This window comes from Bradyrhizobium quebecense, assembly GCF_013373795.3.
Classification (GTDB): Bacteria; Pseudomonadota; Alphaproteobacteria; order Rhizobiales; family Xanthobacteraceae; genus Bradyrhizobium; species Bradyrhizobium quebecense.
Window position 1 is genome coordinate 8,039,324 of sequence record NZ_CP088022.1, and the last position, 23,177, is coordinate 8,062,500.

The 23,177-nt window shown below is 63.4% G+C and carries 18 protein-coding genes, 2 tRNA genes, 2 rRNA genes and 1 riboswitch (1 of these 23 cut by a window edge); of the genes, 11 read left to right on the top strand and 11 right to left on the bottom strand.

What is annotated here, in order from left to right; all coding sequences use genetic code 11:
- The first annotated feature begins 166 nt into the window (after nt 1–166).
- Nucleotides 167–646 (top strand): hypothetical protein, encoded by a 480-nt coding sequence (locus tag HU230_RS38295; RefSeq protein WP_224924647.1) that lies wholly within the window; start codon nt 167–169, stop codon nt 644–646.
- 385 nt (nt 647–1,031) lie between these two features.
- Here the strand turns inward: HU230_RS38295 and HU230_RS38300 are convergent, their stop codons facing one another.
- The 4 genes from HU230_RS38300 to HU230_RS38315 all read right to left on the bottom strand — a co-directional run bounded on the left by HU230_RS38300 (nt 1,032) and on the right by HU230_RS38315 (nt 5,197).
- On the bottom strand, nt 1,032–2,060 hold the full coding sequence (locus HU230_RS38300) for an IS110 family RNA-guided transposase (protein WP_176528479.1): 1,029 nt from the start codon (nt 2,058–2,060) through the stop codon (nt 1,032–1,034).
- Between the two features lie 196 nt (nt 2,061–2,256).
- Nucleotides 2,257–3,189 (bottom strand): prephenate/arogenate dehydrogenase family protein, encoded by a 933-nt coding sequence (locus HU230_RS38305; RefSeq protein ID WP_176533776.1) that lies wholly within the window; start codon nt 3,187–3,189, stop codon nt 2,257–2,259.
- A gap of 8 nt (nt 3,190–3,197) precedes the next feature.
- A complete protein-coding gene (hisC, locus tag HU230_RS38310) occupies nt 3,198–4,295 on the bottom strand; it encodes a histidinol-phosphate transaminase (protein ID WP_176533775.1) in 1,098 nt (365 codons plus the stop codon).
- Between the two features lie 38 nt (nt 4,296–4,333).
- Nucleotides 4,334–5,197, bottom strand: a complete 864-nt coding sequence (locus tag HU230_RS38315) for a chorismate mutase (RefSeq protein ID WP_173639016.1) — start codon at nt 5,195–5,197, stop codon at nt 4,334–4,336.
- A 186-nt stretch (nt 5,198–5,383) separates the two neighbouring features.
- Nucleotides 5,384–5,463: riboswitch (SAM riboswitch) on the top strand.
- An 84-nt stretch (nt 5,464–5,547) separates the two neighbouring features.
- Here HU230_RS38315 and metX point away from each other — a divergent pair.
- The gene (metX, locus tag HU230_RS38320; RefSeq protein WP_176533774.1) at nt 5,548–6,753 is read left to right on the top strand and encodes a homoserine O-acetyltransferase MetX; all 1,206 of its coding nucleotides are present in this window, start codon (nt 5,548–5,550) and stop codon (nt 6,751–6,753) included.
- Entirely contained in the window at nt 6,750–7,415 is a 666-nt protein-coding gene (metW, locus tag HU230_RS38325; protein ID WP_176533773.1) for a methionine biosynthesis protein MetW, read from the top strand. Before metX ends, metW begins: the two co-directional genes overlap by 4 nt.
- A gap of 93 nt (nt 7,416–7,508) precedes the next feature.
- Here metW and HU230_RS38330 read toward each other — a convergent pair whose 3' ends face one another.
- The gene (locus tag HU230_RS38330; RefSeq protein ID WP_176533772.1) at nt 7,509–8,381 is read right to left on the bottom strand and encodes an alpha/beta fold hydrolase; all 873 of its coding nucleotides are present in this window, start codon (nt 8,379–8,381) and stop codon (nt 7,509–7,511) included.
- A gap of 230 nt (nt 8,382–8,611) precedes the next feature.
- On the opposite strand from HU230_RS38330, the gene HU230_RS38335 reads away from it, so the two are divergent.
- Both HU230_RS38335 and HU230_RS38340 read left to right on the top strand, forming a co-directional pair.
- Nucleotides 8,612–9,262: a TIGR02594 family protein gene (locus HU230_RS38335; RefSeq protein WP_176533771.1), complete on the top strand. Its 651-nt coding sequence runs from the start codon at nt 8,612–8,614 to the stop codon at nt 9,260–9,262.
- Nucleotides 9,263–9,452: 190 nt separating this feature from the next.
- Nucleotides 9,453–10,739, top strand: a complete 1,287-nt coding sequence (locus HU230_RS38340; RefSeq protein WP_224943361.1) for an IS4 family transposase — start codon at nt 9,453–9,455, stop codon at nt 10,737–10,739.
- A 68-nt stretch (nt 10,740–10,807) separates the two neighbouring features.
- On the opposite strand, the gene HU230_RS38345 is transcribed toward HU230_RS38340, so the two are convergent.
- The 3 genes from HU230_RS38345 to HU230_RS38355 form a co-directional block, all read right to left on the bottom strand.
- Nucleotides 10,808–11,740, bottom strand: a complete 933-nt coding sequence (locus HU230_RS38345; protein WP_176533770.1) for a YARHG domain-containing protein — start codon at nt 11,738–11,740, stop codon at nt 10,808–10,810.
- Between the two features lie 136 nt (nt 11,741–11,876).
- Entirely contained in the window at nt 11,877–12,659 is a 783-nt protein-coding gene (locus HU230_RS38350; protein ID WP_176533769.1) for an MOSC domain-containing protein, read from the bottom strand.
- A 56-nt stretch (nt 12,660–12,715) separates the two neighbouring features.
- The gene (locus tag HU230_RS38355) at nt 12,716–13,231 is read right to left on the bottom strand and encodes a GNAT family N-acetyltransferase (RefSeq protein ID WP_176533768.1); all 516 of its coding nucleotides are present in this window, start codon (nt 13,229–13,231) and stop codon (nt 12,716–12,718) included.
- A 56-nt stretch (nt 13,232–13,287) separates the two neighbouring features.
- On the opposite strand from HU230_RS38355, the gene HU230_RS38360 reads away from it, so the two are divergent.
- The gene (locus HU230_RS38360; protein WP_176533767.1) at nt 13,288–13,851 is read left to right on the top strand and encodes a helix-turn-helix domain-containing protein; all 564 of its coding nucleotides are present in this window, start codon (nt 13,288–13,290) and stop codon (nt 13,849–13,851) included.
- Between the two features lie 192 nt (nt 13,852–14,043).
- Nucleotides 14,044–16,695 (top strand): ATP-dependent chaperone ClpB, encoded by a 2,652-nt coding sequence (gene clpB / locus HU230_RS38365; protein WP_176533766.1) that lies wholly within the window; start codon nt 14,044–14,046, stop codon nt 16,693–16,695.
- Between the two features lie 52 nt (nt 16,696–16,747).
- Here the strand turns inward: clpB and HU230_RS38370 are convergent, their stop codons facing one another.
- The 3 genes from HU230_RS38370 to HU230_RS38380 all read right to left on the bottom strand — a co-directional run bounded on the left by HU230_RS38370 (nt 16,748) and on the right by HU230_RS38380 (nt 19,670).
- Nucleotides 16,748–17,014 carry a hypothetical protein gene (locus HU230_RS38370; RefSeq protein ID WP_176533765.1) on the bottom strand — a complete coding sequence of 89 codons (267 nt, stop codon included), beginning with the start codon at nt 17,012–17,014 and terminating at the stop codon, nt 16,748–16,750.
- Between the two features lie 94 nt (nt 17,015–17,108).
- Nucleotides 17,109–17,471, bottom strand: a complete 363-nt coding sequence (locus HU230_RS38375; protein ID WP_176533764.1) for an SPW repeat protein — start codon at nt 17,469–17,471, stop codon at nt 17,109–17,111.
- Nucleotides 17,472–17,654: 183 nt separating this feature from the next.
- Nucleotides 17,655–19,670, bottom strand: coding sequence for a M23 family metallopeptidase (locus tag HU230_RS38380; RefSeq protein ID WP_420840820.1), 2,016 nt, complete (start codon nt 19,668–19,670; stop codon nt 17,655–17,657).
- Between the two features lie 1,052 nt (nt 19,671–20,722).
- On the opposite strand from HU230_RS38380, the gene HU230_RS38385 reads away from it, so the two are divergent.
- From HU230_RS38385 to HU230_RS38400, 4 genes are all read left to right on the top strand, one after another.
- A 16S ribosomal RNA gene (locus HU230_RS38385) occupies nt 20,723–22,213 on the top strand.
- A 209-nt stretch (nt 22,214–22,422) separates the two neighbouring features.
- Nucleotides 22,423–22,499: transfer RNA gene (locus HU230_RS38390), tRNA-Ile, on the top strand.
- Between the two features lie 35 nt (nt 22,500–22,534).
- A tRNA-Ala gene (locus tag HU230_RS38395) sits at nt 22,535–22,610 on the top strand.
- Nucleotides 22,611–23,030: 420 nt separating this feature from the next.
- Nucleotides 23,031–23,177 (top strand): 23S ribosomal RNA (locus HU230_RS38400); it runs 2,698 nt beyond the window's last position.
- Together the 16S and 23S rRNA genes with 2 tRNA genes alongside form the textbook arrangement of a ribosomal RNA operon.

Consider the following 23,177-nt stretch of genomic DNA (forward strand, 5'->3'; position numbering starts at 1 on the left):
ATCGAAGATGCGATCTGGGTGAGGGGGAGTTTCCGCGAGTTCGTTATCCAGCATTGTTGCGGAGACGGCCCCTCACCCCAACCCTCTCCCCGTAAGAACGGGGAGTGGGAGCGTAGAGTTGGAAAGGAACATGCAGATGAGGATCGTGAGCAGAAAGGAGAGGGCCGTGATCGCCCGCGAACTGATGATGGTCAGCCGCGCCGCGCATGTGTTGCAGCGAACCGGCCTGGCGATGGCCGGTGCCATGGCCGGCACCTTCGTCGCCGCCCAGCTCGCGAAGGGACACATCGCTTTCTTCGGCACGCTTGCCTTCATCGTGACGACGATCGTGATCGGTGCCGTCGGCTTCTATCTCGGCATCGATATTCCAAGGCCCGCCTTGCGCGCCACGGGGCGCATCGATGCCGTCGAGCTCATGAGCGCGGGCGGCATCTTCCTCGCCGCGCTGGCTGCGCTGGTGTCGGTCTATGGCATCGTGTTCGACGAGATTCCGCCGCGCGCCTGGGAGTTCGTGATCGGCTCCTGGTGGTTCGGCGGCGATGTCATGCTGGCAACCGCCGGCCTCGTCGGCCGCCAGCGGCTGACCCAGAAGGTTGCGCCGATATCGGCGGCGGGGCCGATCCGGGATCAGCGACTGCGGCGATGAGGATCTGCGCTGCAGATTGTCTGTGCGAGAGGCAAGACTCGGACAAATCATGTCGCGAGAATGCGGTAGTTTGACTCACAAGCGGCACCGCACACTCCCGGTCGTCCCGGCGAAGACCGGGACCCATATGTGGACGGCCCCCGTGGCACAAGAGCTTTCTGGGATTGGTCGGATCGCTGTCATCCATATGTCCGGCCTGTTTGATGCGATCGTGTTGATCGCTGGGCCAAGATGGTTTCCGCGACGCGAGTGCCAAACAACCTGGCGACCTTGTGAAGGCCAATGGGTCCCGCGGCTTGTCTCGCGTTCTGGATCGATCGATCATTCCATCTGCTCTTGCAGCTCCGGTTCGTCCGGCGAGCGCTACGTCCGGCCGGCCGACCTGTTAGGTGACAGCGTTCATGCGTGCGGCATCATAGCTCTCGCCGGTCGCCATCAGCTTCCAGGCGATGCGGGCCACCTTGTTGGCGAGCGCCACGGCCGCAAGCTTCGGCGGCTTGCGCCTGAGCAACGCCACGAGCCAGCGCGAGGGGTGGCCGCGCCCGAGCCTTGCCTGCCGGATCACCGCGGTCGCCCCGGCCACGAGCAGGCGACGCAGGGTCTCGTCGCCAGCGCGGGTGATCTTGCCGAGCCTGGTTTTGCCGGCGGTGGAATGGTCCTTGGGCGTCAGGCCGAGCCAGGCCGCGAACAAGCGGCCGGAGCGGAAGGCGTGCGGGTCCGGCGTCTTCATCACAAGCGAGGTCGCGATGATCGGACCGACCGAGGGGATCTGGGCCAGACGACGGCTTGTGGCGTTGGCCTGGTGCCAGGCCAGCAGCCTGGCCTCGACCGCCTTCAGCTCACCCTGCAACTGCGCATAGTCACGGCCCTGCATGGCGAACAGCTCGCGCGCCATAGCGGGAACGCTCTCGTCCTGCGTGATCCGGGCCAACAGCGGCTCGATCTTGTCCAACCCCTTCGGCGCGATCAGGCCAAACTCCGCCGCGTAGCCGCGGATCGCATTGCTGAGCTGGGTACGGCGGCCGATCAGCCCATCGCGGACACCTGCAAGCATCAGCGCGGCCTGCTGTTCGGCGCTCTTCACCGGCACAAACCGCATCCGCGGTCGGCCCATCGCTTCGCACACCCCATCCGCATCTCGCCCGTCGTTCTTGTTCCGCAGCACATAAGGCTTCACCAACTGCGGCGCTATCAGCTTCACCTCATGGCCAAGCTTGCCAAGCTCGCGCCCCCAGTAATGAGCCGCCCCGCAGGCCTCCATCCCGATCACGGTCGGCGGAAGCTTGGCAAAAAACTCAAGCACCTGCTTGCGCGACAGCTTCTTGCGCAACACCGGCTGTTCCGCCGCGTCAACTCCATGCAGCACAAAAATATGCTTCGACGTATCCATCCCAATACGGATAATCTCTCTCACGGACGGTCTCCTTGTCTGAGATTTACAACAACCTCATTCTGGCACACTGATGCCGTAGGGGGCCGTCCACACCATCAACCACAAATGCTGATTGTCGTGCGATGCGAGAATGACGAGTCCCGATCACAACATTCGCCGCGGCGTATGGGTCGGCTTTTCGCCGGGACGACGAATGGGCAGATCCCGGCTACTATGCCTACTTCTTCAAATTCGCATGCGGCCGGCCGAAGTCGGGCGCGGCGGAATCCTGGCCGATCTCGACGATGCCGCGGCGGATGGCGCGGGTGCGGGTGAAGTGGTCAAACAGCGCTTCGCCGTCGCCGCGCCGGATCGCGCGCGTCAGCTTCGACAGATCCTCGGTGAAGGTGCCGAGCATCTCGAGCACGGCGTCCTTGTTGGCGAGGAACACGTCGCGCCACATCGTCGGGTCCGACGCCGCGATGCGGGTGAAGTCGCGGAAGCCGCCGGCGGAGAACTTGATGACCTCGGATTCCGTCACTTGCGCCAACTCGTCGGCGGTGCCGACGATGGTGTAGGCGATCAGATGCGGCAGATGGCTGGTGATCGCGAGCACGAGGTCATGATGATCCGGCGTCATGATCTCGACCTTGGCGCCGAGCGCGGCCCAGAACGCGCGCAGCCGGTCGGTCGCGGCGGGGTCGGTGCCTTCGGGCGGCGTCAGGATGCACCAGCGGTTGATGAAGAGCTCGGCGAAGCCGGAATCCGGTCCCGAATGCTCGGTGCCGGCCACCGGATGCGCCGGGACGAAGTGCACGCCGTCAGGCAAATGCGGCGCCATGTCCTTGACGACGGCGCCCTTCACCGAGCCGACGTCGGAGATGATTGCGCCGGGCTTGAGATGGCCGGCAATCTCGGCCGCGACCGGACCGCAGGCGCCGACCGGAATGCAGAGGATGACGAGATCGGCATCCTTCACCGCCTCAATATTGGTCTCGACGACGCGATCGACGATGCCGAGCTCGGCGACGCGCGCGCGCGTCTTCTCTGAGCGCGCGGTGGTCACGATCTCGCCGACCAGGCCTTGCGCGCGTGCGCCGCGGGCGATCGAGCCGCCGATCAGGCCGAAGCCGATCAGCGCGATGCGGTTGAAGAGCGGAGCCGTGGTCACGTCGGTGTTCACTTTCCAGCCAGGAAGTCGCGCAGGCTCCCGACCACGAGGCGGTTGGCTTCCTCGGTGCCAATGGTCATGCGCAGCGCATGCGGCAGCTTGTAATTGTTGAGCGCGCGCAGCACGAGGCCGCGCCGGGTGAGATAGGCGTCGGCTTCCGCGGCGGTCTTGCCCTTGTCGGCCGGGAAGTGGATCAGCACGAAATTGGCGACGCTCGGCGTCACCTTGAGCCCGAGCTTGCCGATCTCCTCGGTCAGCCAGTTGCGCCACTGTTCGGTGTGCGTCCGCGACATCTGCACATGCGCAGTGTCCTCGATCGCCGCCACCGCCGCCAGCATCGCCGGCGTCGTGACGTTGAACGGACCGCGGATGCGGTTGCAGGCATCGACGATATGCGCCGGGCCGAACATCCAGCCGACCCGCAGCGCGGCCAGGCCATGGATCTTCGAGAAGGTGTGCGTCACCACCGTGTTGTCCGTGGTCGCGACCAGCTCGATGCCAAGCTCGTAGTCGTTGCGCGAGACGTAGTCGGCATAGGCGGCGTCGAGCACCAGCAGCACATGCGACGGGAGTTCGGCGCGCAGCCGCTTGACCTCGTCGAACGGGATGTAGGTGCCGGTCGGATTGTTCGGGTTGGCGAGCCAGACCAGTTTCGTGCGCGGCGTCACCACCTTGAGGATGGCATCGACGTCGGCCGTGAAATTGGTCTCGGCCGCAATCACGTTCTTGGCGCCGTTCGCCATGGTGGCGATCGGGTAGACCAGGAAGCCGTGGGTGGTCGAGATCGCCTCATCGCCGGGCGCGAGATAGGTGTGCGCGAGCAAATTGAGGATCTCGTCGGAGCCGGCGCCGCAGATGATGCGGTCCGGATCGAGCCCATAGGCGCGGCCGATCGCCTCGCGCAGCACGCGCGAGGTGCCCTCCGGATAGTCCTCGAGATGGTCAGCCGCGCCCTTGTAGGCCGCGATCGCCTTCGGCGACGGACCGAACGGCGTCTCGTTGGCGGACAGCTTGAACACCTTGCGGCCCGGTTCCGGCACCGGGCTCTTGCCGGGCGTGTAGGGCGCAATATCGAGGATGCCGGGATTCGGCACGGGGCGGGACATCATCAACTCCGGATATACTAGGGCGGCCGGCTCTTACTTCAGGTCCTGGCCGATCCGTTAGAGGGCACCGTATAGCGCGTTGCGTGGCTGCCGACGAGGGCCGAAGAGCGCACCGAGGCGCCGGCCTCGATCAAGGCGAGCTTGATCTTCTCGAAACCCTTGTTAGTCAGGTCTTGCCCGGTGACCGACACCAGCAGGGCCGCGCCGTCGAACGCGGTGTCGGGGACCGCGACGATCTCGGCGAGCGGCGCCAGGGCGCGGGCGACATCGGCGTTCCAGCCGGAGACGCGCACGCTCCAGGTCTGCACTTCCGTGACCATGGCGTCGTCGGCGACCCGCGAGATCACGAACACCGGCAACGCGGCGGGATGGTCGGCGCGTTCGAGGAACGGCAGCCGTGCGATGATCTTCGGCGCGCCATCGGCTTCGAGCGCATTCCACCACGGCGTGCGGCTCGCGATCGCGGAGACCAGCGCGAGGTCGCCCTTCGACTTCGCCGCCGCCTCGACCGCGGCCTGGGCGCTGAAATGCGACACGTAAGGCACCACGAAGCCGAAGTGAAACCGCGCCGAGTCGCGCATGGCGGACTCACCCACGGAAACATCGGCATGCACGGCGAACGGCGCCTGCACATAGGTGAAGGTCGAGATGATGACGCGCCAGATGCTCTCGATGGTGTCGAGCGGCAGGATGCCGCGATGGCGCTGCACCAGTTCGCGCATCATGCTGGCCTCGCGCGCCGGGCGGAACGCCGAGCCGACCTCCTGGGTCTTCTTGACCTGGATCAGGCGGTCGATGATGTCGCCGCGCGCCATCAGCAGGCGGTGAACCTGCTCGTCGATCGCGTCGATCTCCTTGCGCAGCTCCTGCAGCGAGGGCGGCGACGGGGGTGGGTTGGACATGCTCTCAAACCTTGTCGTCCGGGCGGCCCGATGCCGTGCCAGACAGGGTCCCTGATTAGGAAAGACGGCCAGCGAAAGCAAAGAGAAACGTCGCAGGCGTGCCTTGCGCATTCGGTTAACCATTGGCGCCCGGCAAGGGGAGGTTCGCGGGCCGCCTTGACGACGGGGGGCCTGGGGACTAGGTTCGCTGCACTCCGTGGTCATTTGAGCCGGCCGGCTTGCAGCCACGTTAAACAACTCGCTAAACAGGCCGGGGACAGATCAGCTCCCGGCCGAACCTTGTTCAGGCCGGGTTTTTTATGGCCTGATTTTCTGTTCGAGCCCTCCCACGCGAGGGCAGGGTCGCCTAGATGAGCAACGTGCGTCCGATACCGAGCCCGCAAACCCCGAGCGATGATCGCGCCCATGAGGCCGATCACCCGTCGTCATTGGTGGCGAAGTTCGGCATGGATCAGCCGCTGAAGCTCGATTGCGGCGTCGATCTTGCGCCGTTCCAGATCGCCTATCAGACCTATGGCCAGCTCAATGCTGACAGGTCCAACACGATCCTGATCTGCCACGCGCTGACCGGCGATCAGCACGTCAACAACACCCATCCCGTCACCGGCAAGCCCGGCTGGTGGGACACCATGGTCGGCGCCGGCAAGCCGATCGATCCCGAACAATACTTCATCATCTGCTCCAACGTGATCGGCGGCTGCATGGGCTCGACTGGCCCTGCGTCGCTGAACCCTGCGACCGGCAAGGTGTGGGGGCTCGATTTCCCGATCATCACGATCCCCGACATGGTGCGCGCGCAGGCGATGCTGATCGATCGCCTCGGCATTGCGACGCTGTTCTGCGTGGTCGGCGGCTCGATGGGCGGCATGCAGGTGCTGCAATGGACCGCGGCCTATCCCGAGCGCGTGTTCTCGACGCTCGCGATCGCCTGCTCGACGCGGCACTCGGCGCAGAACATCGCGTTCCACGAGCTCGGCCGCCAGGCCGTGATGGCCGATCCGGACTGGCGCGGCGGCCGCTATGTCGACGAGGACACGCATCCGCATCGTGGACTGGCGGTGGCGCGGATGGCGGCGCACATCACCTATCTCTCGGACGCCGCGCTGCACCGCAAGTTCGGGCGACGGATGCAGGACCGCGAGCTGCCGACCTTCTCGTTCGATGCGGATTTCCAGGTCGAGAGCTATCTGCGCTACCAGGGCTCGTCCTTTGTCGAGCGCTTCGACGCCAACAGCTATCTGTATCTCACGCGCGCGATGGACTATTTCGACATTGCCGCCGACCACAATGGCGTGCTTGCGAAAGCGTTCACCGGCATCAAGACGCGGTTCTGCGTGGTGTCGTTCACCAGCGACTGGCTGTTTCCGACCTCGGAATCGCGCGCGCTGGTGCATGCGCTGAACGCGTCGAGCGCACGGGTGTCGTTCGCCGAGATCGAGACCGATCGCGGCCATGACGCGTTCCTGCTCGACGTGCCCGAATTCCTGGAGATCTCCCGCGCCTTCCTGCAGGCCGCCGGCAAGGCGCGCGGACTGAAGGACGAGGGCCAGTCATGAGCATGCAGCAAACCTTGCCCTTGCCGGGCGTCGCGCCGGAGCGGACCGGCGGCTATCGCACCGATCATCTGCTGGTCGCCGACATGGTGCGGCCGGGCTCGCGCGTGCTCGACGTCGGCTGCGGCGACGGCGAGCTGCTGCAATTGCTGGAGAGCCGCGGCATCGACGGCCGCGGCATCGAGCTGTCGCGCGAGGGCGTCAATGGCTGCGTCGCCAAGGGTCTCGCGGTGGTGCAGGGTGACGCCGACACCGACCTCGTCAACTATCCCGATGACGCCTTCGACTACGTGATCCTGTCGCAGACCTTGCAGGCGACGCGGCAGCCGAAGGTGGTGCTGGAGAACTTGCTGCGGATCGGCCATCGCGCGATCGTCTCGTTCCCGAATTTCGGGTTCTGGAAGATGCGGCTGCAGCTCCTGATCGGCGGCCACATGCCGCGGACCGAGAATCTGCCGGCGAGCTGGTACGACACCGCCAACATCCATTTCTGCACCATCAAGGATTTCGTGCAGCTCTGCGAGGAGATCAACGTCAAGATGGAGCGCGCGGTGGCGCTCGATCTCTACGGCCGCCCGGTGCCGCTCAACCTGCCCTGGTGGGTGTGGAACATGTTCGGCGAACAGGGCGTATTCCTGCTCAGCCGGGGTGGGAAGGCGAAATAGCTGCCGTCATTGCGAGGAGCAATAGCGACGGAGCAATCCATGCTTTCGCGCATGCGGGAAGATGGATTGCTTCGCTTCGCTCGCAATGACGATTTACACCGGCGCGGCCACCAGCGACCTCGGATCGCGCACCGGCCAGCGGCCGGCCTCGACCAGTACGATGAAGCGCTCGACCATCTCGTTGAACAGCGCCGGCTCCTCGAGGTTGAGCACATGGCCCGACTTCGGAAAGAAGGAGAGGCCGGCGGCCGGCAGATGCTGCTTCAGGAACGTGCTGGGCGCGATGCAATTGTCGTCCTCGTCGCCGCACAGGATCAGCGCCGGCGTCGGCACGCGTCTGATGGCGTCGGTCATGGTGTAGATCGAGGGCCGGCCGCCCTGGAAGCTCCGCATCGTGTTGGCCGAGCCCTTGGCGTCGTGGCGGGCGAGCGCGGCGTAGAAATCGGCGTGGCCGCGCGGATCCTTCACCAGGAACGGGATCCGGCTCGGCGCCTCGCGCGTCACCTTGGCGACCTCGACCGAGCCGATGGTCTCGTACTGCTCGGCATTGGCGCGGCACTGCGCGCGGAAGGCATCGAGATTCTCGAGGCTGGAGCCGGAGCCGACGGCCGCCAGCGTCATCGAGAGCGCGCGCTCCGGTGCGTTGAGCGCGACCTGCAGCGACGAATAGGAGCCCATCGAGAGGCCGATAAAATGCGCCTTGGCGATGCCGAGATGGTCGAGCACTGCGAGCGCGTCGGTGTAGAAGTGCGTGTAGGTGTAGACGTCGGCGCTCGGCGGCACGTCCGACGGCGTGTAGCCGCGCGCGGAATAGGCGATGCAGCGGTGACCGCGCGAGAAGTAGCGCATCTGCGGTTCCCAATTGGTGTGATCCGCTGCGAACTCGTGCAGGAAGATGATCGGGGTGCCACTGCCTGCCTCTTCGAAATGGAGGCGGACGTTATCTTTCGTGACGGCATGGGGCATTGAAATCTCCTCTCGTTGGCCGCCCCCAGATTTGCAATTAATTTCCGGGGCTGCAATGCGGCAGTTCTGGCTATTTTCGTCATGGAATTTGCGCGGAATGACCCAGAAATCGTTCTCCCTGCGCCGCATGAAGTCTTCCTCGCGCCACATCCCGATTTTCAAAACCACCGCCGCATTCCCTTGGGAACGCGACGGGGACTCGGGGGGCGTTTCAGAGGATCTCGTGAAGTATGGTTCAGTTGCTTGCGTATCGCCGGTCGCTTCGAGTTTTGGCGCTGGCTCTGTGTTCGCTCACGCTCGCCGTGATCTCCGCCGCTCCGGCGTCCGCCCGTCCGCATCATTCGCGTCACGCGCATTCGGCCCATGCCGGCCATCACGCGCGGCACTATTCCCGTCATCCCCACCGTCACACAGCGCGGCTGTCGCGCGCCGAGCGCCGCGCCCAGAGGCAGGCAAGCGGCTTCGGCGAGGCCAATGCGGCCGTGATGCCCGGCGCTGAGGCCGCGTCCATGAATGCGACAGGTGGCTTCGGCTCGACCGGCATCGTCGACACGGCGCGCCGCTATCTCGGCGGCAATCCGACCGGCCGCTCCAACCTGTGGTGTGCGCGCTTCATGAACATGGTGCTGCAGCAGACCGGCCATCGCGGCACCGGCTCCGACATGGCGAGCTCGTTCGCCAAATACGGCACGCGCGTTTCGGGGCCGCAGGTCGGCGCCATCGCCGTGATGGGCCGCCGTGGCGGCGGTCATGTCGGGATCATCACCGGCGTCGATGCCAAGGGCAATCCGATCATGATCTCGGGCAACAGCAGCCACCGCGTCCGCGAGGCGCCGGTCTCGCGCGGCCGGATCTACGCCTATGTGATGCCGACGAATTGATCAGGGACTGGCCACCTCTCCCCTGAGAATGCTATCGCATTCACACATCTGGGTTGCGATTAGCGGTAAAGCGGGATTCTCTATCGGTAGGCAAGCCGGTGGAGGTTTTGATGGCCGGGGTGGCATATGGACTGGGACGATTTGGCGATCGTCGCCTGGAAAAAGGGGGGCGCGGCTGCATGCGGCGCTGGTGGCCCGGCCTGGCTCGTGCATCCGCCGCCTCGGTGAGGACCGTGCGGGCGAGATGCAGTTTCGCCGGCTTCTTCACAATCCGTCGGTGACGGCCGCAGAGATGTCACGGCATGCCGGAGACCTCACCGGGCAGCGAGCGGCTGGTCGGCATGTTGTTGTCGCACAGGACACGTCGGAATTGATCTTGGGCGGCCGGCGGTCGCGACAATGCTACGGACCGGTCGCCAAAGGCAATGCCGCGGGTTTGTTGCTGCATGTGGCACTGGCGGTAGAGGCCGAGACGCAAGGGTTGCTCGGTCTGGTCTCGATGCAGGTCTGGAACCGTAACCGAGAGGAGTTGGCACCACGGCGCAAGCGGGCGACGGCGGCTAAGGAATCGCAACGATGGATCGAGAGCAGCGAACGGGCGGGTGAGGTACTGGCTGCGGCGGCCAGCGTCACGATGGTATCGGACCGCGAAAGCGACTTTTACGAACTGTTCGTGAAGCGTCCGCAAAACGTCGAATTGGTTGTGAGGGCCTGCCAGAATCGGCGGATCGAGGGGTCCGAAGAAGACCCGGATTTGCTGTTCACCTTCATCGACGCCCAGGCCGAACAAGGGCGCGTTGCCATGACGGTCCCCGCCGCACCAGGACGGCGCGCGCGCGATACCGAGTTCGCAGTGCGCTTCGCGCCGGTGGCCGTATGCCGGCCGCTCCATGGAGCCGATCCGACGTTGCCCGAGACGGTTCACCTGACGCTGGTCGATGTCCGCGAGGTATCGGAGCCGAAAGACGGTAGCGCACCTGTGCATTGGCGGCTTTTGACTACCCACGCTGTCGCTACATTGAACGACGCGCGTCAAGTGGTCGGCTTCTACCGGACGCGTTGGGTGATCGAGGAGTTCTTCCGTACGCTCAAGACGGCAGGCTTCGATATAGAGGAAGCCGATATCGGCGACCCGCAGGCCATGATCAACTTCGTCGCTGCTGCAGCCGTTGCGGCCATCACCATCAAGCAACTCGTCCAGGCCCGCGACGGCAACACGGATCAGCTCCTGAGCGATGCCTTCGAGCCGGACGACCAACCCATCCTCGAAGCCGTCTCCGCCCGGCTCGAAGGCAAGACCGAGCGGCAACGCAATCCGCACCCGAAGGGATCCCTGGCCTTTGTCGCTTGGGTCATCGCACGCCTCGGCGGCTGGACCGGCTACTACGGCAAGCCGGGTCCCAAAGTCATCCGCATCGGCCTTGCCAAGTTCCACGCCATCAAATACGGCGCCAATCTAAGGCTTCAGAATGTGTGAATCTGATAGCCTGAGAATGGGGGAGGTGGCCATACGCGGTGCGAGATCAACGATACTGCCGGCTGGCCTCACTTCTCGTGCTCCTTCGCCTCGATCGTGTCGACGTTGGTCGTCTCGAGGTTGCTCAGGGGGACTTCGACCGCAGCGGGTTGATACCAGGCGAATTGCGAGAAGTAGTTCGCGAGCACCTGATCCTTGAAGAACCGGCCATGCCGCGCGAAAATCTCGTTTCGTGCGATGCGCAGCTCGATCGCCGACATGTCCTTGAGATCGGCCTCACTCAGAAATCGTCGATCGGAATCAGGAAAGAGAAAGCCGTCATGCGCCTTGGCGCGCTGCGTGACGGAGGCCGGAACGGCGGGCGGCGTCGCGCGTCCGACGGTGGTCTGATCGTCCTGTCCGCCTGACTTCGCCACGGTATGTTCGAACGCGGGCCCGACGGTCCAGACGGCCAGCGCCAATGCCGCGGCGGCGAGGCCTGCGCCGTACTTCCAGTAGCGCTTGATCGGCGAAACTTCACGCAGCGGCGATCGCCCGGCCTCACTCAGGACCTCGTTGATCGTATCGATCAGGCGGGTCATGTGCACGCGAAAATCCTGACCCGAGTCGACCCGGGCGGCGTTGCAGAAGTGCAGGAAGCGAAGCGATTCCGGCAGCTCGGCGGCCTCCGGCATGGTTGCGCCGTTCACCAGCAGCGGCAGCAGCGTCTTGTTGTGCTTCAGCGCCGTTTCGATCTCGAAGCGCACGGAATCTGCGGGATCCTCCAGACGCGCAGGTTTCCCATCGTCAGTCTTGCCGATCCAATGCGGACCGATCACCGCGATGACGACGTCGCAGGCGACGATGGCCTTGGCGATCCGGTCGACGAAGTTGGCGCCGGTGCGAATGCTGTTGACGTCGAAGAAGACGGATTTCTCACCGTACTTCTCGATCAGATGGTCGGCGATGCGGCCCGCTGTGTCCTGATCGACCCGCCGGTACGAAACCATGATCATGCTCATGGCAACCCCGTGCAATCAATTTCGACAAATTTGCTGCAATTCAAAATGTCGAGTGAAGTCTATTGCACGCAACCGAACATTGCAATGCGATGCACGTTTATGCCGTCTTCAAGGAATACGGAACCTGGGGCGTGACCTAGTGCGGTTCCGCGGCAATCGTGTCGCCGACGGTCGCGCTGCCGTCGCTGATGATCTCGGCGTAGATGCCGCATTCATTGTTGCCGAAGCGCTGCATCAGCGTGTTCGGGACCGAGAGGTCGCGCGCGCCGGTATCGGGATCGACATTGACCGCGGCGCAGCGGGTGATGCGCTTCACCACGTTGGCCCGCGCGCTGCCGATCGCAATGGTCTGGTCGAGCAGGCTGGCCTCATGCCAGGCCGGCCAGCCCTCGACATAGAGATTGGCGCGGAAGCGCAACGGATGCACCGGCGCCTGCACCATGTCCTCGATCGCCCGCAGGCTTGCTAGATTGATGATCGAGACCACCTTGCGCGGCACGTCGGAAAAACTGTGCCCGGGGCTCACCAGCACCTTGGGCGGTCCCTTGATCTGGCCGGCATGACGGTCGGCGAAATAGCGCTCGATCGCCGCGCGCCCTGCTTCCGTCTCGAGATCGCCCTGCGCCACCATCGCGCCGTCCCGGCGCAAGGTCAGCACGTGGCTGTCGTCGTCGAAATGGGCGCGCAGTGGCGCCAGCCACTCGTCCCGCTGCAGCATCAGGAAATGCGGCTTCGCCAGCCACTTCGGCGCCGACGGATCGAAACCGCTCGGGCCGTTCTCGATCGCGTAGCGGCGATCCGAGCGGAGCGTCTCGCCGACCTTGAGCTCGACGCGGGGCAGCGGCTCGGGCGTCAGACCCTTGACGGGATAGCGGTAGATGCCGGTGATCCGGGCGGAGGAGGTGTGCGTGCTGTCCATGCTCCCGCTCTAGCGTGTTTGGCGCGCGAGGAAAACCGTCGCCGATGCGAAGGCAGCTAATCGGGCCGCGCCGCGCCTGCGGCATCCAGCACGCGCTGCATGAAGACGAGATCGAGCCAGCGGCCGAACTTGCGTCCGACCTCCGGCATCCGCGCGACCTCCACAAAGCCGGCCTGCGCGTGCAGCCGCAGCGAGGCGGGATTGCCGCCGTCGATGCCGGCGATCATGACGTGCTTGCCGAGCGCCGTCGCGGCGGCCACGAGCTCGTCGACGATGACGCGGCCAAGGCCGCGGCCGCGATGGTCGGCATGGATATAGACGCTGTGCTCGACGCTGTAGCGGTAACCCGGGAAGGCGCGGAAATCGCCGAACGTGCCGTACCCAAGCACCACAGGCCCTTCGGCCGCGACCAGCACCGGGTAGCCCAGTGCCAGCCGGGCCTTCATCCAGGCCAGCCGTTCGGCCTCGGAATCCTGCTTCTCGGTCCAGATCGCGTTCGAGTTGGCGACCGCCTCGTTGAAGATCGCGGTGATCGCAGGAATGTCCTGCTCGGTGGCGGGGCGGATCATCATGGTCGTTCCTCGACGGGCCTCTTGAACAACTCCCATCGTCCACTATATAAGACAGCATGTCAATTATAGAAGACAATGCCGATGAAGCTCTCGGGCGGCGAGTTCGCGCTGAACGGGAGGGCCGCGGCTGGTCGCTGGCGGAACTCGCCGGGCGGGCTGGCGTGTCCAAGGCCATGCTGAGCAAGATCGAGCGGGCGGAGGCCAGCCCGACGGCGGCGACGCTGTCGCGGATTGCCACGGCCTATGGCCTGACCATGGCCGCGCTGTTCGAGGTTGCCTCACACACTTCCCGCCTGCAGCGGGCCAAGGATCAGCCGGTGTGGCGCGATCCGAAGGCGGCCTATCTGCGGCGGCAGGTGTTCCTGCATCCGGCCAATCCGCTGGAGCTGGTGGAAGTCGAGCTGCCTGCCAGGCAGGAAGCCGGCTTCCCGGCCAGCGCCTATCACCTGATCCGTCAGGTGGTCTGGGTCATCAGCGGCCGCCTTACCTTGATGGAAGGGGCAGAGCGCCATGAGCTCGCTGCGGGAGACCGCGTCGAGCTCGGGCCGCCGTCGGATATCGTCTTCCGTAACGAAACTGCTCAGCCCTGCCGCTACCTTGTCGCCATCGTGCGGCGCTGAGCTCCATCGGGTGAAATCGCAGACCGTGGCTCTTCCGTTTCGGAACCAAGTGCCCACATCTGCGGCAAGCCTGAAAAATGATGGCGACGACCAGAGGCTGGTTGAGGAAGGTCAACGCGGCCCGCGGAAAACCCAATGAAGATGCCGTTGTCATGCCTGAATGGGTGACGATGGCAGGCCGAGGGAAAACGAATGAACATCGAGAAGTATACTGAGCGCTCGCGCGGATTCATCCAGTCTGCCCAGTCGCTCGCAATGCGCGACGGTCACCAGCAATTCTCGCCCTTGCATCTGTTGAAGGTGCTGCTGGACGACAATGAGGGACTCGCCGGCGGTCTGATCGACCGTGCAGGCGGCAATTCCAGGGCGATCCTGAAAGCGACCGAAGAGGCGCTGAACAAGCTGCCGAAGGTTTCGGGCAATGGTGCGGGACAGGTCTACCTGTCGCCGGAGCTGGCGCGCGCCTTCGATGCGGCCGAAAAGGCCGCCGACAAGACCGGCGACAGCTATGTCACGGTGGAGCGGCTGCTGCTCGGGCTCACGCTCGAGAAGGGCAGCGAGGCGGCCTCCATCCTGAGCAAGGGCGGCGTCACGGCGCAGAACCTGAATGCGGCGATCGAAGCGCTGCGCAAGGGCCGCACCGCTGATTCCGCGACGGCTGAAAACGCCTACGATGCGCTGAAGAAATATGCCCGCGACCTGACCCAGGCAGCGCGCGACGGCAAGCTCGACCCGGTGATCGGCCGTGACGAGGAGATCCGCCGCACCATCCAGGTGCTATCGCGGCGGACCAAGAACAATCCCGTCCTGATCGGTGAGCCCGGCGTCGGCAAGACCGCGATCGTCGAGGGCCTGGCGTTGCGCATCCTCAACGGCGACGTGCCGGAGAGCCTGAAGGACAAGAAGCTCTTGTCGCTCGACATGGGCGCCTTGATCGCCGGCGCGAAATATCGCGGCGAGTTCGAGGAGCGGCTGAAGTCTGTCCTGCAGGAGGTCTCGTCCGCCGAGGGCGGCATCATCCTGTTCATCGACGAGATGCACACCCTGATCGGCGCCGGCAAGACCGACGGCGCGATGGACGCGTCCAACCTCCTGAAGCCTGCGCTCGCGCGCGGTGAACTGCACTGTATCGGTGCGACCACGCTCGACGAGTACCGCAAGCATGTCGAAAAGGATGCGGCGCTGGCCCGCCGGTTCCAGCCGATCTATGTCAGTGAGCCGACGGTCGAGGATACCATCTCGATCCTGCGCGGCCTGAAGGACAAATACGAGCAGCATCACGGCGTGCGTATCACCGACTCCGCGTTGGTGGCCGCGACCACGCTGTCGAACCGCTACATCACCGACCGCTTCCTGCCCGACAAGGCCATCGACCTGATGGACGAGGCGGCGGCGCGGCTGAAGATGCAGGTCGATTCCAAGCCGGAAGAGCTCGATTCGCTGGATCGCGACATCATCCGGCTGAAGATCGAGCAGGAGGCGCTGAAGAAGGAGAACGACGCCGGCTCGAAGAGCCGCTTGCAGACCCTGGAGAAGGAGCTCGCCGGGCTCGAGGAGAGGTCGGCGGCGCTGACGGCGCGCTGGAGCGCGGAGAAGAACAAGCTCTCCAATGCCCAGAAGCTGAAGAGCGAACTCGATGCGCTCCGCGTCGAGCTTGCAAATGCGCAGCGTCGCGGCGAATTCCAGAAGGCGGGCGAACTGGCCTACGGCCGGATCCCCGAGCTGGAAAGGAAGCTTGCCGACATCGAGGCAGCTGAAAGCGGCAAGCAGAACGGCGGCGAGATGATGGAGGAGGCGGTCACCGCCAACCACATCGCGCAGGTCGTCTCGCGCTGGACCGGCGTGCCGGTCGACAAGATGCTCGAGGGCGAAAAGGACAAGCTCCTGAAAATGGAGGACGCGCTCGCCAAGCGCGTCGTCGGCCAGGCCGAAGCGGTGCGCGCGGTGGCAACCGCGGTGCGCCGTGCCCGCGCAGGCCTGCAGGATCCGAACCGGCCGACCGGCTCGTTCATGTTCCTGGGGCCCACCGGCGTCGGCAAGACCGAGCTGACCAAGGCGCTCGCCGCTGACCTGTTCAACGACGAGACCGCGATGGTCCGCCTCGACATGTCCGAGTTCATGGAGAAGCACTCGGTCTCGCGGCTGATCGGCGCGCCTCCCGGCTATGTCGGCTACGACGAGGGCGGTGCACTGACCGAAGCCGTGCGGCGCCGGCCCTACCAGGTCGTGTTGTTCGACGAGATCGAGAAGGCGCATCCCGACGTCTTCAACGTGCTGTTGCAGGTGCTCGATGACGGCCGCCTGACCGATGGTCAGGGCCGCACCGTCGACTTCCGCAACACGCTGATCATCATGACTTCGAACCTCGGTTCGGAATTCCTGGTGAATCAGCCGGAAGGCGAGGACACCGCGGCGGTTCGCGATCAGGTGATGGGCGTGGTGCGGGCGCATTTCAGGCCGGAATTCCTGAACCGCATCGACGAGATCATCCTGTTCCACCGCCTGCAGAAGAGCGAGATGGGCCGCATCGTCGAGATCCAGTTCGCGCGGCTGCGCAAGCTGCTCGAGGATCGCAAGATCGAGCTCACGCTCGAGGCGAAGGCGCGGGATTGGCTCGCGGAAAAGGGCTGGGATCCGGCATACGGCGCCCGCCCGCTGAAGCGGGTGATCCAGCGCTGCGTGCAGGATCCGCTGGCCGAGATGATCCTCGCCGGCGACGTCAAGGACGGCGATCGCGTGGTGATCTCGGAGAAGGGCAACGTGCTGACCTTCAACGGTCAGGTGCCCAAAACCGCCGAGATCGTGCAGTTCGATGCCCCGGTCTCGAAGCGCAAGCTGAACTGAGTGCAACAACGAAGCCCTCCCCGCGGTCGCGGGGAGGGCTTCGTAACCAAGGCTAGTCCTGCGGAACGATCGGTGGACTGAGCTGACCGGGCTCGTCGTCATCGGCGGGTTCGAGTTCGGACAGGATATCGACCAGCTCGCGGGTGCGGCCTGTGGCCAGCGGCCTGCCGGCGTTCATCAGCGGCTCGTCATTGGCAAGCCAGGCCTGGGCTTCGGCAAGTTCGGTGATCGTGGCGCCGGATGCGATGATCCTGGCGATGGTGACATCGTCGGCGTGGCCGACGGCCTTCAGCACATCGTCGCGGGTGAGCCGGGTCATGGCGCAAATCCTTGTGCATACCTTCGTTGAGCACGACCACCCCCCGCCCGCCGGCGATCCGCGCCAGCGGGTAGGGACGTATCGCTTCAGAGCCTCAGCTGTGTGTTGTGAGCCGAGGCGGATGCTGAGACATCGCCCAGAGCTCGATCGCCGCAAGGACGGCGACGGCGATGCCGATCACCACGTGCACGGTCGTCGCGGTGGTCATTGCCTGGAACCCGAGGACCCAGGGCGAAACCATTGCCCAAAGCCCGACGATGAGGTTCAGCCACTCCTCCCAGACCGCGAATGCCGCGAGCGCGGCGATCGCAAGGACCGCCATCACGAGGCCGACGATGTGGGCGTTGGTGGAAACCGTGCCGGCGTCGAACTTGAACAGCCACGGCGACAGGAAGAGAATCGCGCCGAGGATCAGGTTTGCGACGTCGCACAGCTTTGCGTTCGTCCAGTTCTCCATGACACCCTCCATTGGAGGTTTTACTGTCGAATCAACTGGATGCTCGCCGTTCGGGTTCCCATCCTGGGGCGCGAAATTTATTGAAATTGGCGGCGTGACGGCCTGGAAACGGCATAGCCTCTGATCTGCGCCTGCAGCGTTTCCCGGGATCTGCGCGGCCGGACAGGCCGGCCTCTTGCATCATCAGCGGTTGGTAATGGAGCGCGTCTGCGACGTGGAACTCGTGGCATCCGAGACGATACGCGAACTGCCGCGGCTGGACATCTGGGCTTCGATCCGGTCGCGCTCCTTCTCGAAGCCCGCCAGCATCGGGCCTTCGAGTGAGCGGCCGCGTGGCAGCTTCACGCGCATCGGGTCGACGAATCGGCCGTTGACCAGGATTTCGTAGTGGACGTGCGGGCCGGTCGACTGGCCGGTCGAGCCGACAAAGCCGATCACCTGGCCCTGCCGTACCTTCTTGCCGATCTCCATGCCCTTGGCGAAGGCCGACATGTGGCCGTAGGCCGTCTCGTAGCCATTGGAGTGCTTGATGCGGATATATTTGCCGTAACCGCCCTCGTACCCGACCTTCTCGAGCATGCCGTTGCCGGAGGCGAAGATCGGCGTGCCGTAGGCGGTGGCCCAGTCGACGCCGGTGTGCATCTTCACATAGCCGAGGATCGGATGGCGGCGGCCGCCAAAGCCCGAACGCATGATTGCGTTGTTGACCGGCTTGCGGACCAGGAACTTCTTCGCGCTCTTGCCGGTCTCGTCGTAGTAGTCGACGACGCCGTCGTCGGAACTCTGGAAGCGGTAATATTTCTTGGTTTCGCCGCCGACCGTCAGCGCGGCGTAGAGCACTTCGGTCTTTTCGGTGCTGGTGACGCCCTCGTCCTCGCCGGCATAGAACACGTCGAACGAGTCGCCGGGCTGGACCTTGCGCTGGAAATCGACGTCATAGGAGTAAATCTTGACCATATCGTCGATGACGGTCGGCGGCACCTTGTTGCGCAGCGCGGTCTCGTAAATGCTCTGATAGAGCCGCACGCCGCTGCCATCATCCTCGTCATCGTCGCTGGAATTGTCGGCGGTATCGGTCGTGGTGTTCATGCTCTGCACGTCGACCGCAACGTATTTGCCGATATCGGACAGTGCGGCGATGGCTTCGACGACGGAGTCGTTGGCGACGACCACCCGATAGGGTTGCAGCCGGGCGCCCGGTGCTGACGGCGCCATCAGGATCCGCACCTTCTGGCCCTCTTTCAGCCCGCCGTCGCGGCCGCGCGGGCCGAGCGTTGCGGCAATCGCCTTCGCCTCGTCGGGCGTTGCGCCCTGATCGCGCAGGATCGAGGTGATGCTGTCGCCCTTCTTGACGAGGTGAACCCGTTCACCGACCGGATTGCCGCCGGTGACCTGCTCCTTGGTCTTCGGCAGCAGGGTGACGTTCTCCGGCACCACGCGGGTCTCGAAGCCTGCATAGGGGTCGGAGGTGTTGCCCTCGGTAGCGTAAGCCATCCTGATATCGGGGCCGGCGCCGGTGGCATCGGCCGCGGCATTGGCGAGTGACGCGTAGCGCACCGAACCGCCGGAGCCGCGCCAATTGGCGGCGTCGCGGACTCGCATCAGCACGTCGTCGAGTGCGACAACGGCGGCGAGCTTGGCTTTCGGCAGCACGGATCCGAGATCCTTGGTGACGAAAGAGACCTCGGCGTCGGGCTCGGCGGCGTCGGCCGCATTCGGATCCTCGGCCGCCGCCGGCGTGTCGGAGCCGACATCGGTCAACAGACGCTGCGCGTTGAACGCCGGAATCTTGGACGACAGATCGCTCGTGGTCATCGAGAGATTGCCGGAAATCCGGATGAAGGGCCGCACCCGCATCACGTCGCGATTGCCGACGCGGGTCACGGTCGACACGCGCACCAGGCTGCGGGAGGCGGAGGATTCGCTCGGCGGCGGCAGGCGGTCGCCCTTGTGCAGGCTGACGACGCGATCATTGCCGGTGAAGGCGCCGCGCAGCGCGCCTTCGACGCGCTCCGGCACCTTGGCGAAGGTCATCTCGCCATCGAGCGACGCAAAAACGGCGCCGCCGATCAGGGCCGCGCCACATAATCCAGTCAGAATGGTGCCGCTGAACCATTGTACGGAGACACGGCGGCGATCGATCACCGCAGCCTCGGTGCCGTCGACTGAAAGCGGCGGTTCGTGACCGAGATCGATCATCCCGGTCTCGCGCCCAATGCCGCTTCCGCGTGCCGCCCGTTGGCTCAACCCGATATCCCCCCAAATTCCAGCAACTGCGATCGACCTCTGCTCGTCCTTGTCCCCACCTCGATCCCCTGAAGGGGAATCTCGGCAGTGTGGCGAGCCACACGCATCGAAATCGAGAAGACGATGGCCATTAGCTAGCCGCACTCTCGAACGTCAATGGTGTGCAGATCTCTCGATGTTGCTCGGCCGCGTAGGGAAGAGGCGACGGGTTCTTGGAGAAAATCGCCTGGTCCCTCAGAAAAACCACCCGTGCCCCCACAGGTTACGAGCGGTTCAATGCATGTCTTATAGCCAGAACGTCGCAGGATTGTGGCTCAAGTGCGGCATTTGAGATGGAAAATCTTCCTGAAGCAGGTCGATGCCGCCGCCCGCTCTGGAGCGCCGGGGAACCCGTTCCGGAGGGCCTCACGAGCCCTTCGGCGACAAACTTTTTTTGAAGTTTTTTGCGGCGCGCGTTGGCTTGCGAATTTTTACCTCCGACCTAAGTCATAGAAAATACGAGAGCTTTTTCGCACTGCACACGCGATTTGGGCGTGCGACGATTTGTTGACAATGGTCGTTGACAATCCCGAGGGGTGGGGACTATAAACCAACCACTGAGCGCGGCGCCGCCGGGTCACTGACCAAGGCGAGCGAACGCGCCACTGATGCTCCTCACTTCGATGAGTGACACAGCAGCCGACATAAATCGGTTGAGGTTCACTGTTCGTCGCTGAAGGGTAGAACCACCCTCTAAGGGTGTGGGGTCATCGGATCCCGGGCTGTTTGACAAGTGAAGATGAAGAAAGAGAAACGTGGACGGCGGAGTCCTTGCGTCTCTCGGAATACTTGAAAGCTTCGGCTTTTGACTTTCTGAGGGTGGACGAAAGACTTCGGCGGTACACGTTTAAAGGTTACACCATCGTTGCCTACGATGTGAATCGTAGGCAGCTCGCAGACTTCGGTCGGCGAGGAATGGTGGGACCTCGTCAAACGTTGTGATCAGCCGGTTCAAAGTTCAAGTCCAACTTGAGAGTTTGATCCTGGCTCAGAGCGAACGCTGGCGGCAGGCTTAACACATGCAAGTCGAGCGGGCATAGCAATATGTCAGCGGCAGACGGGTGAGTAACGCGTGGGAACGTACCTTTTGGTTCGGAACAACACAGGGAAACTTGTGCTAATACCGGATAAGCCCTTACGGGGAAAGATTTATCGCCGAAAGATCGGCCCGCGTCTGATTAGCTAGTTGGTGAGGTAATGGCTCACCAAGGCGACGATCAGTAGCTGGTCTGAGAGGATGATCAGCCACATTGGGACTGAGACACGGCCCAAACTCCTACGGGAGGCAGCAGTGGGGAATATTGGACAATGGGCGCAAGCCTGATCCAGCCATGCCGCGTGAGTGATGAAGGCCCTAGGGTTGTAAAGCTCTTTTGTGCGGGAAGATAATGACGGTACCGCAAGAATAAGCCCCGGCTAACTTCGTGCCAGCAGCCGCGGTAATACGAAGGGGGCTAGCGTTGCTCGGAATCACTGGGCGTAAAGGGTGCGTAGGCGGGTCTTTAAGTCAGGGGTGAAATCCTGGAGCTCAACTCCAGAACTGCCTTTGATACTGAAGATCTTGAGTTCGGGAGAGGTGAGTGGAACTGCGAGTGTAGAGGTGAAATTCGTAGATATTCGCAAGAACACCAGTGGCGAAGGCGGCTCACTGGCCCGATACTGACGCTGAGGCACGAAAGCGTGGGGAGCAAACAGGATTAGATACCCTGGTAGTCCACGCCGTAAACGATGAATGCCAGCCGTTAGTGGGTTTACTCACTAGTGGCGCAGCTAACGCTTTAAGCATTCCGCCTGGGGAGTACGGTCGCAAGATTAAAACTCAAAGGAATTGACGGGGGCCCGCACAAGCGGTGGAGCATGTGGTTTAATTCGACGCAACGCGCAGAACCTTACCAGCCCTTGACATCCCGGTCGCGGACTCCAGAGACGGAGTTCTTCAGTTCGGCTGGACCGGAGACAGGTGCTGCATGGCTGTCGTCAGCTCGTGTCGTGAGATGTTGGGTTAAGTCCCGCAACGAGCGCAACCCCCGTCCTTAGTTGCTACCATTTAGTTGAGCACTCTAAGGAGACTGCCGGTGATAAGCCGCGAGGAAGGTGGGGATGACGTCAAGTCCTCATGGCCCTTACGGGCTGGGCTACACACGTGCTACAATGGCGGTGACAATGGGATGCTAAGGGGCGACCCTTCGCAAATCTCAAAAAGCCGTCTCAGTTCGGATTGGGCTCTGCAACTCGAGCCCATGAAGTTGGAATCGCTAGTAATCGTGGATCAGCACGCCACGGTGAATACGTTCCCGGGCCTTGTACACACCGCCCGTCACACCATGGGAGTTGGTTTTACCTGAAGACGGTGCGCTAACCCGCAAGGGAGGCAGCCGGCCACGGTAGGGTCAGCGACTGGGGTGAAGTCGTAACAAGGTAGCCGTAGGGGAACCTGCGGCTGGATCACCTCCTTTCTAAGGATGGTTCTTCAGCGAGCTCACGCTCACTATCGAACCGTTTTAGAAACATTCAGGGGCCAACAGTTTCAGGATTGTTGAGCTCCATTGGCGGGATTTCGCCGTCTTCGTTTCTCTTTCTTCGCGGACGAACACGCGCCAGGGCTGAGCGCTGTGCGACGCACCGACGATAAGTCGGGTGCGCGCCGGCATGTCCCTCGTGTTAGGGGCTTGTAGCTCAGTTGGTTAGAGCGCGCGCTTGATAAGCGTGAGGTCGGAAGTTCAAGTCTTCCCAGGCCCACCATTTTGATCGAGTGCGGAGCATTCGTCTTCTGGTACGGGGCCATAGCTCAGCTGGGAGAGCGCGTGCTTTGCAAGCATGAGGTCGTCGGTTCGATCCCGTCTGGCTCCACCAGATGGAATTGAAGCTCGACAATGCACCTTGTGCAAGAAGCTCTGTTCAAATCGTCCGCGAAACATCACTTCGCACTCATTGGTCCGGATGGACGGTGACGTGCGTGTTTTCTGACATCGTAAAGAGGAGATCGATCCGAGTTTGGATCTGCGAAGCAATTCGCGGGTACCATTCATAATCTCCAGATCGTTTTCGGCGCTCGCGCATCGCAGCTCATCGCAAGATGAGTGAGATGAGCGAGTTGTAAAACGATCTTTTTAGCGAAGCTTGACCGCCTCGCTATCGGGCCGATCTTACGAAGCAAGCTGGTCTTTCTAGTCAATGTCCGGCTGCACAATCGCATTCATCGAGGATGCGCGCCTTAAGTGGCAGTTGTGCAGACAACATTCTGCCGAGTGTGTGGACATTGATAATGAGAGCAATCAAGTGCCTTAAGGGTGTTCGGTGGATGCCTTGGCGCTGAGAGGCGATGAAGGACGTGCTACGCTGCGATAAGCCGTGGGGAGCTGCGAAGAAGCTTTGATCCACGGATTTCCGAATGGGGAAACCCACCTTCGATAGCCGGAA

What these genes read in the sequence shown, in the direction of transcription:
- HU230_RS38330 (WP_176533772.1), bottom strand. Translation starts at nt 8,381, where the DNA reads ATGCCCCATGCCGTCACGAAAGATAACGTCCGCCTCCATTTCGAAGAG.
- HU230_RS38335 (WP_176533771.1), top strand. Translation starts at nt 8,612, where the DNA reads ATGGTTCAGTTGCTTGCGTATCGCCGGTCGCTTCGAGTTTTGGCGCTG.
- HU230_RS38370 (WP_176533765.1), bottom strand. Translation starts at nt 17,014, where the DNA reads ATGACCCGGCTCACCCGCGACGATGTGCTGAAGGCCGTCGGCCACGCC.
- hisC (WP_176533775.1), bottom strand. Translation starts at nt 4,295, where the DNA reads ATGTCCCGCCCCGTGCCGAATCCCGGCATCCTCGATATTGCGCCCTAC.
- HU230_RS38380 (WP_420840820.1), bottom strand. Translation starts at nt 19,670, where the DNA reads ATGATCGATCTCGGTCACGAACCGCCGCTTTCAGTCGACGGCACCGAG.
- HU230_RS38355 (WP_176533768.1), bottom strand. Translation starts at nt 13,231, where the DNA reads ATGATGATCCGCCCCGCCACCGAGCAGGACATTCCTGCGATCACCGCG.
- HU230_RS38345 (WP_176533770.1), bottom strand. Translation starts at nt 11,740, where the DNA reads ATGAGCATGATCATGGTTTCGTACCGGCGGGTCGATCAGGACACAGCG.
- HU230_RS38360 (WP_176533767.1), top strand. Translation starts at nt 13,288, where the DNA reads ATGTCAATTATAGAAGACAATGCCGATGAAGCTCTCGGGCGGCGAGTT.
- HU230_RS38315 (WP_173639016.1), bottom strand. Translation starts at nt 5,197, where the DNA reads ATGTCCAACCCACCCCCGTCGCCGCCCTCGCTGCAGGAGCTGCGCAAG.
- clpB (WP_176533766.1), top strand. Translation starts at nt 14,044, where the DNA reads ATGAACATCGAGAAGTATACTGAGCGCTCGCGCGGATTCATCCAGTCT.
- HU230_RS38350 (WP_176533769.1), bottom strand. Translation starts at nt 12,659, where the DNA reads ATGGACAGCACGCACACCTCCTCCGCCCGGATCACCGGCATCTACCGC.
- HU230_RS38375 (WP_176533764.1), bottom strand. Translation starts at nt 17,471, where the DNA reads ATGGAGAACTGGACGAACGCAAAGCTGTGCGACGTCGCAAACCTGATC.
- metX (WP_176533774.1), top strand. Translation starts at nt 5,548, where the DNA reads ATGAGCAACGTGCGTCCGATACCGAGCCCGCAAACCCCGAGCGATGAT.
- metW (WP_176533773.1), top strand. Translation starts at nt 6,750, where the DNA reads ATGAGCATGCAGCAAACCTTGCCCTTGCCGGGCGTCGCGCCGGAGCGG.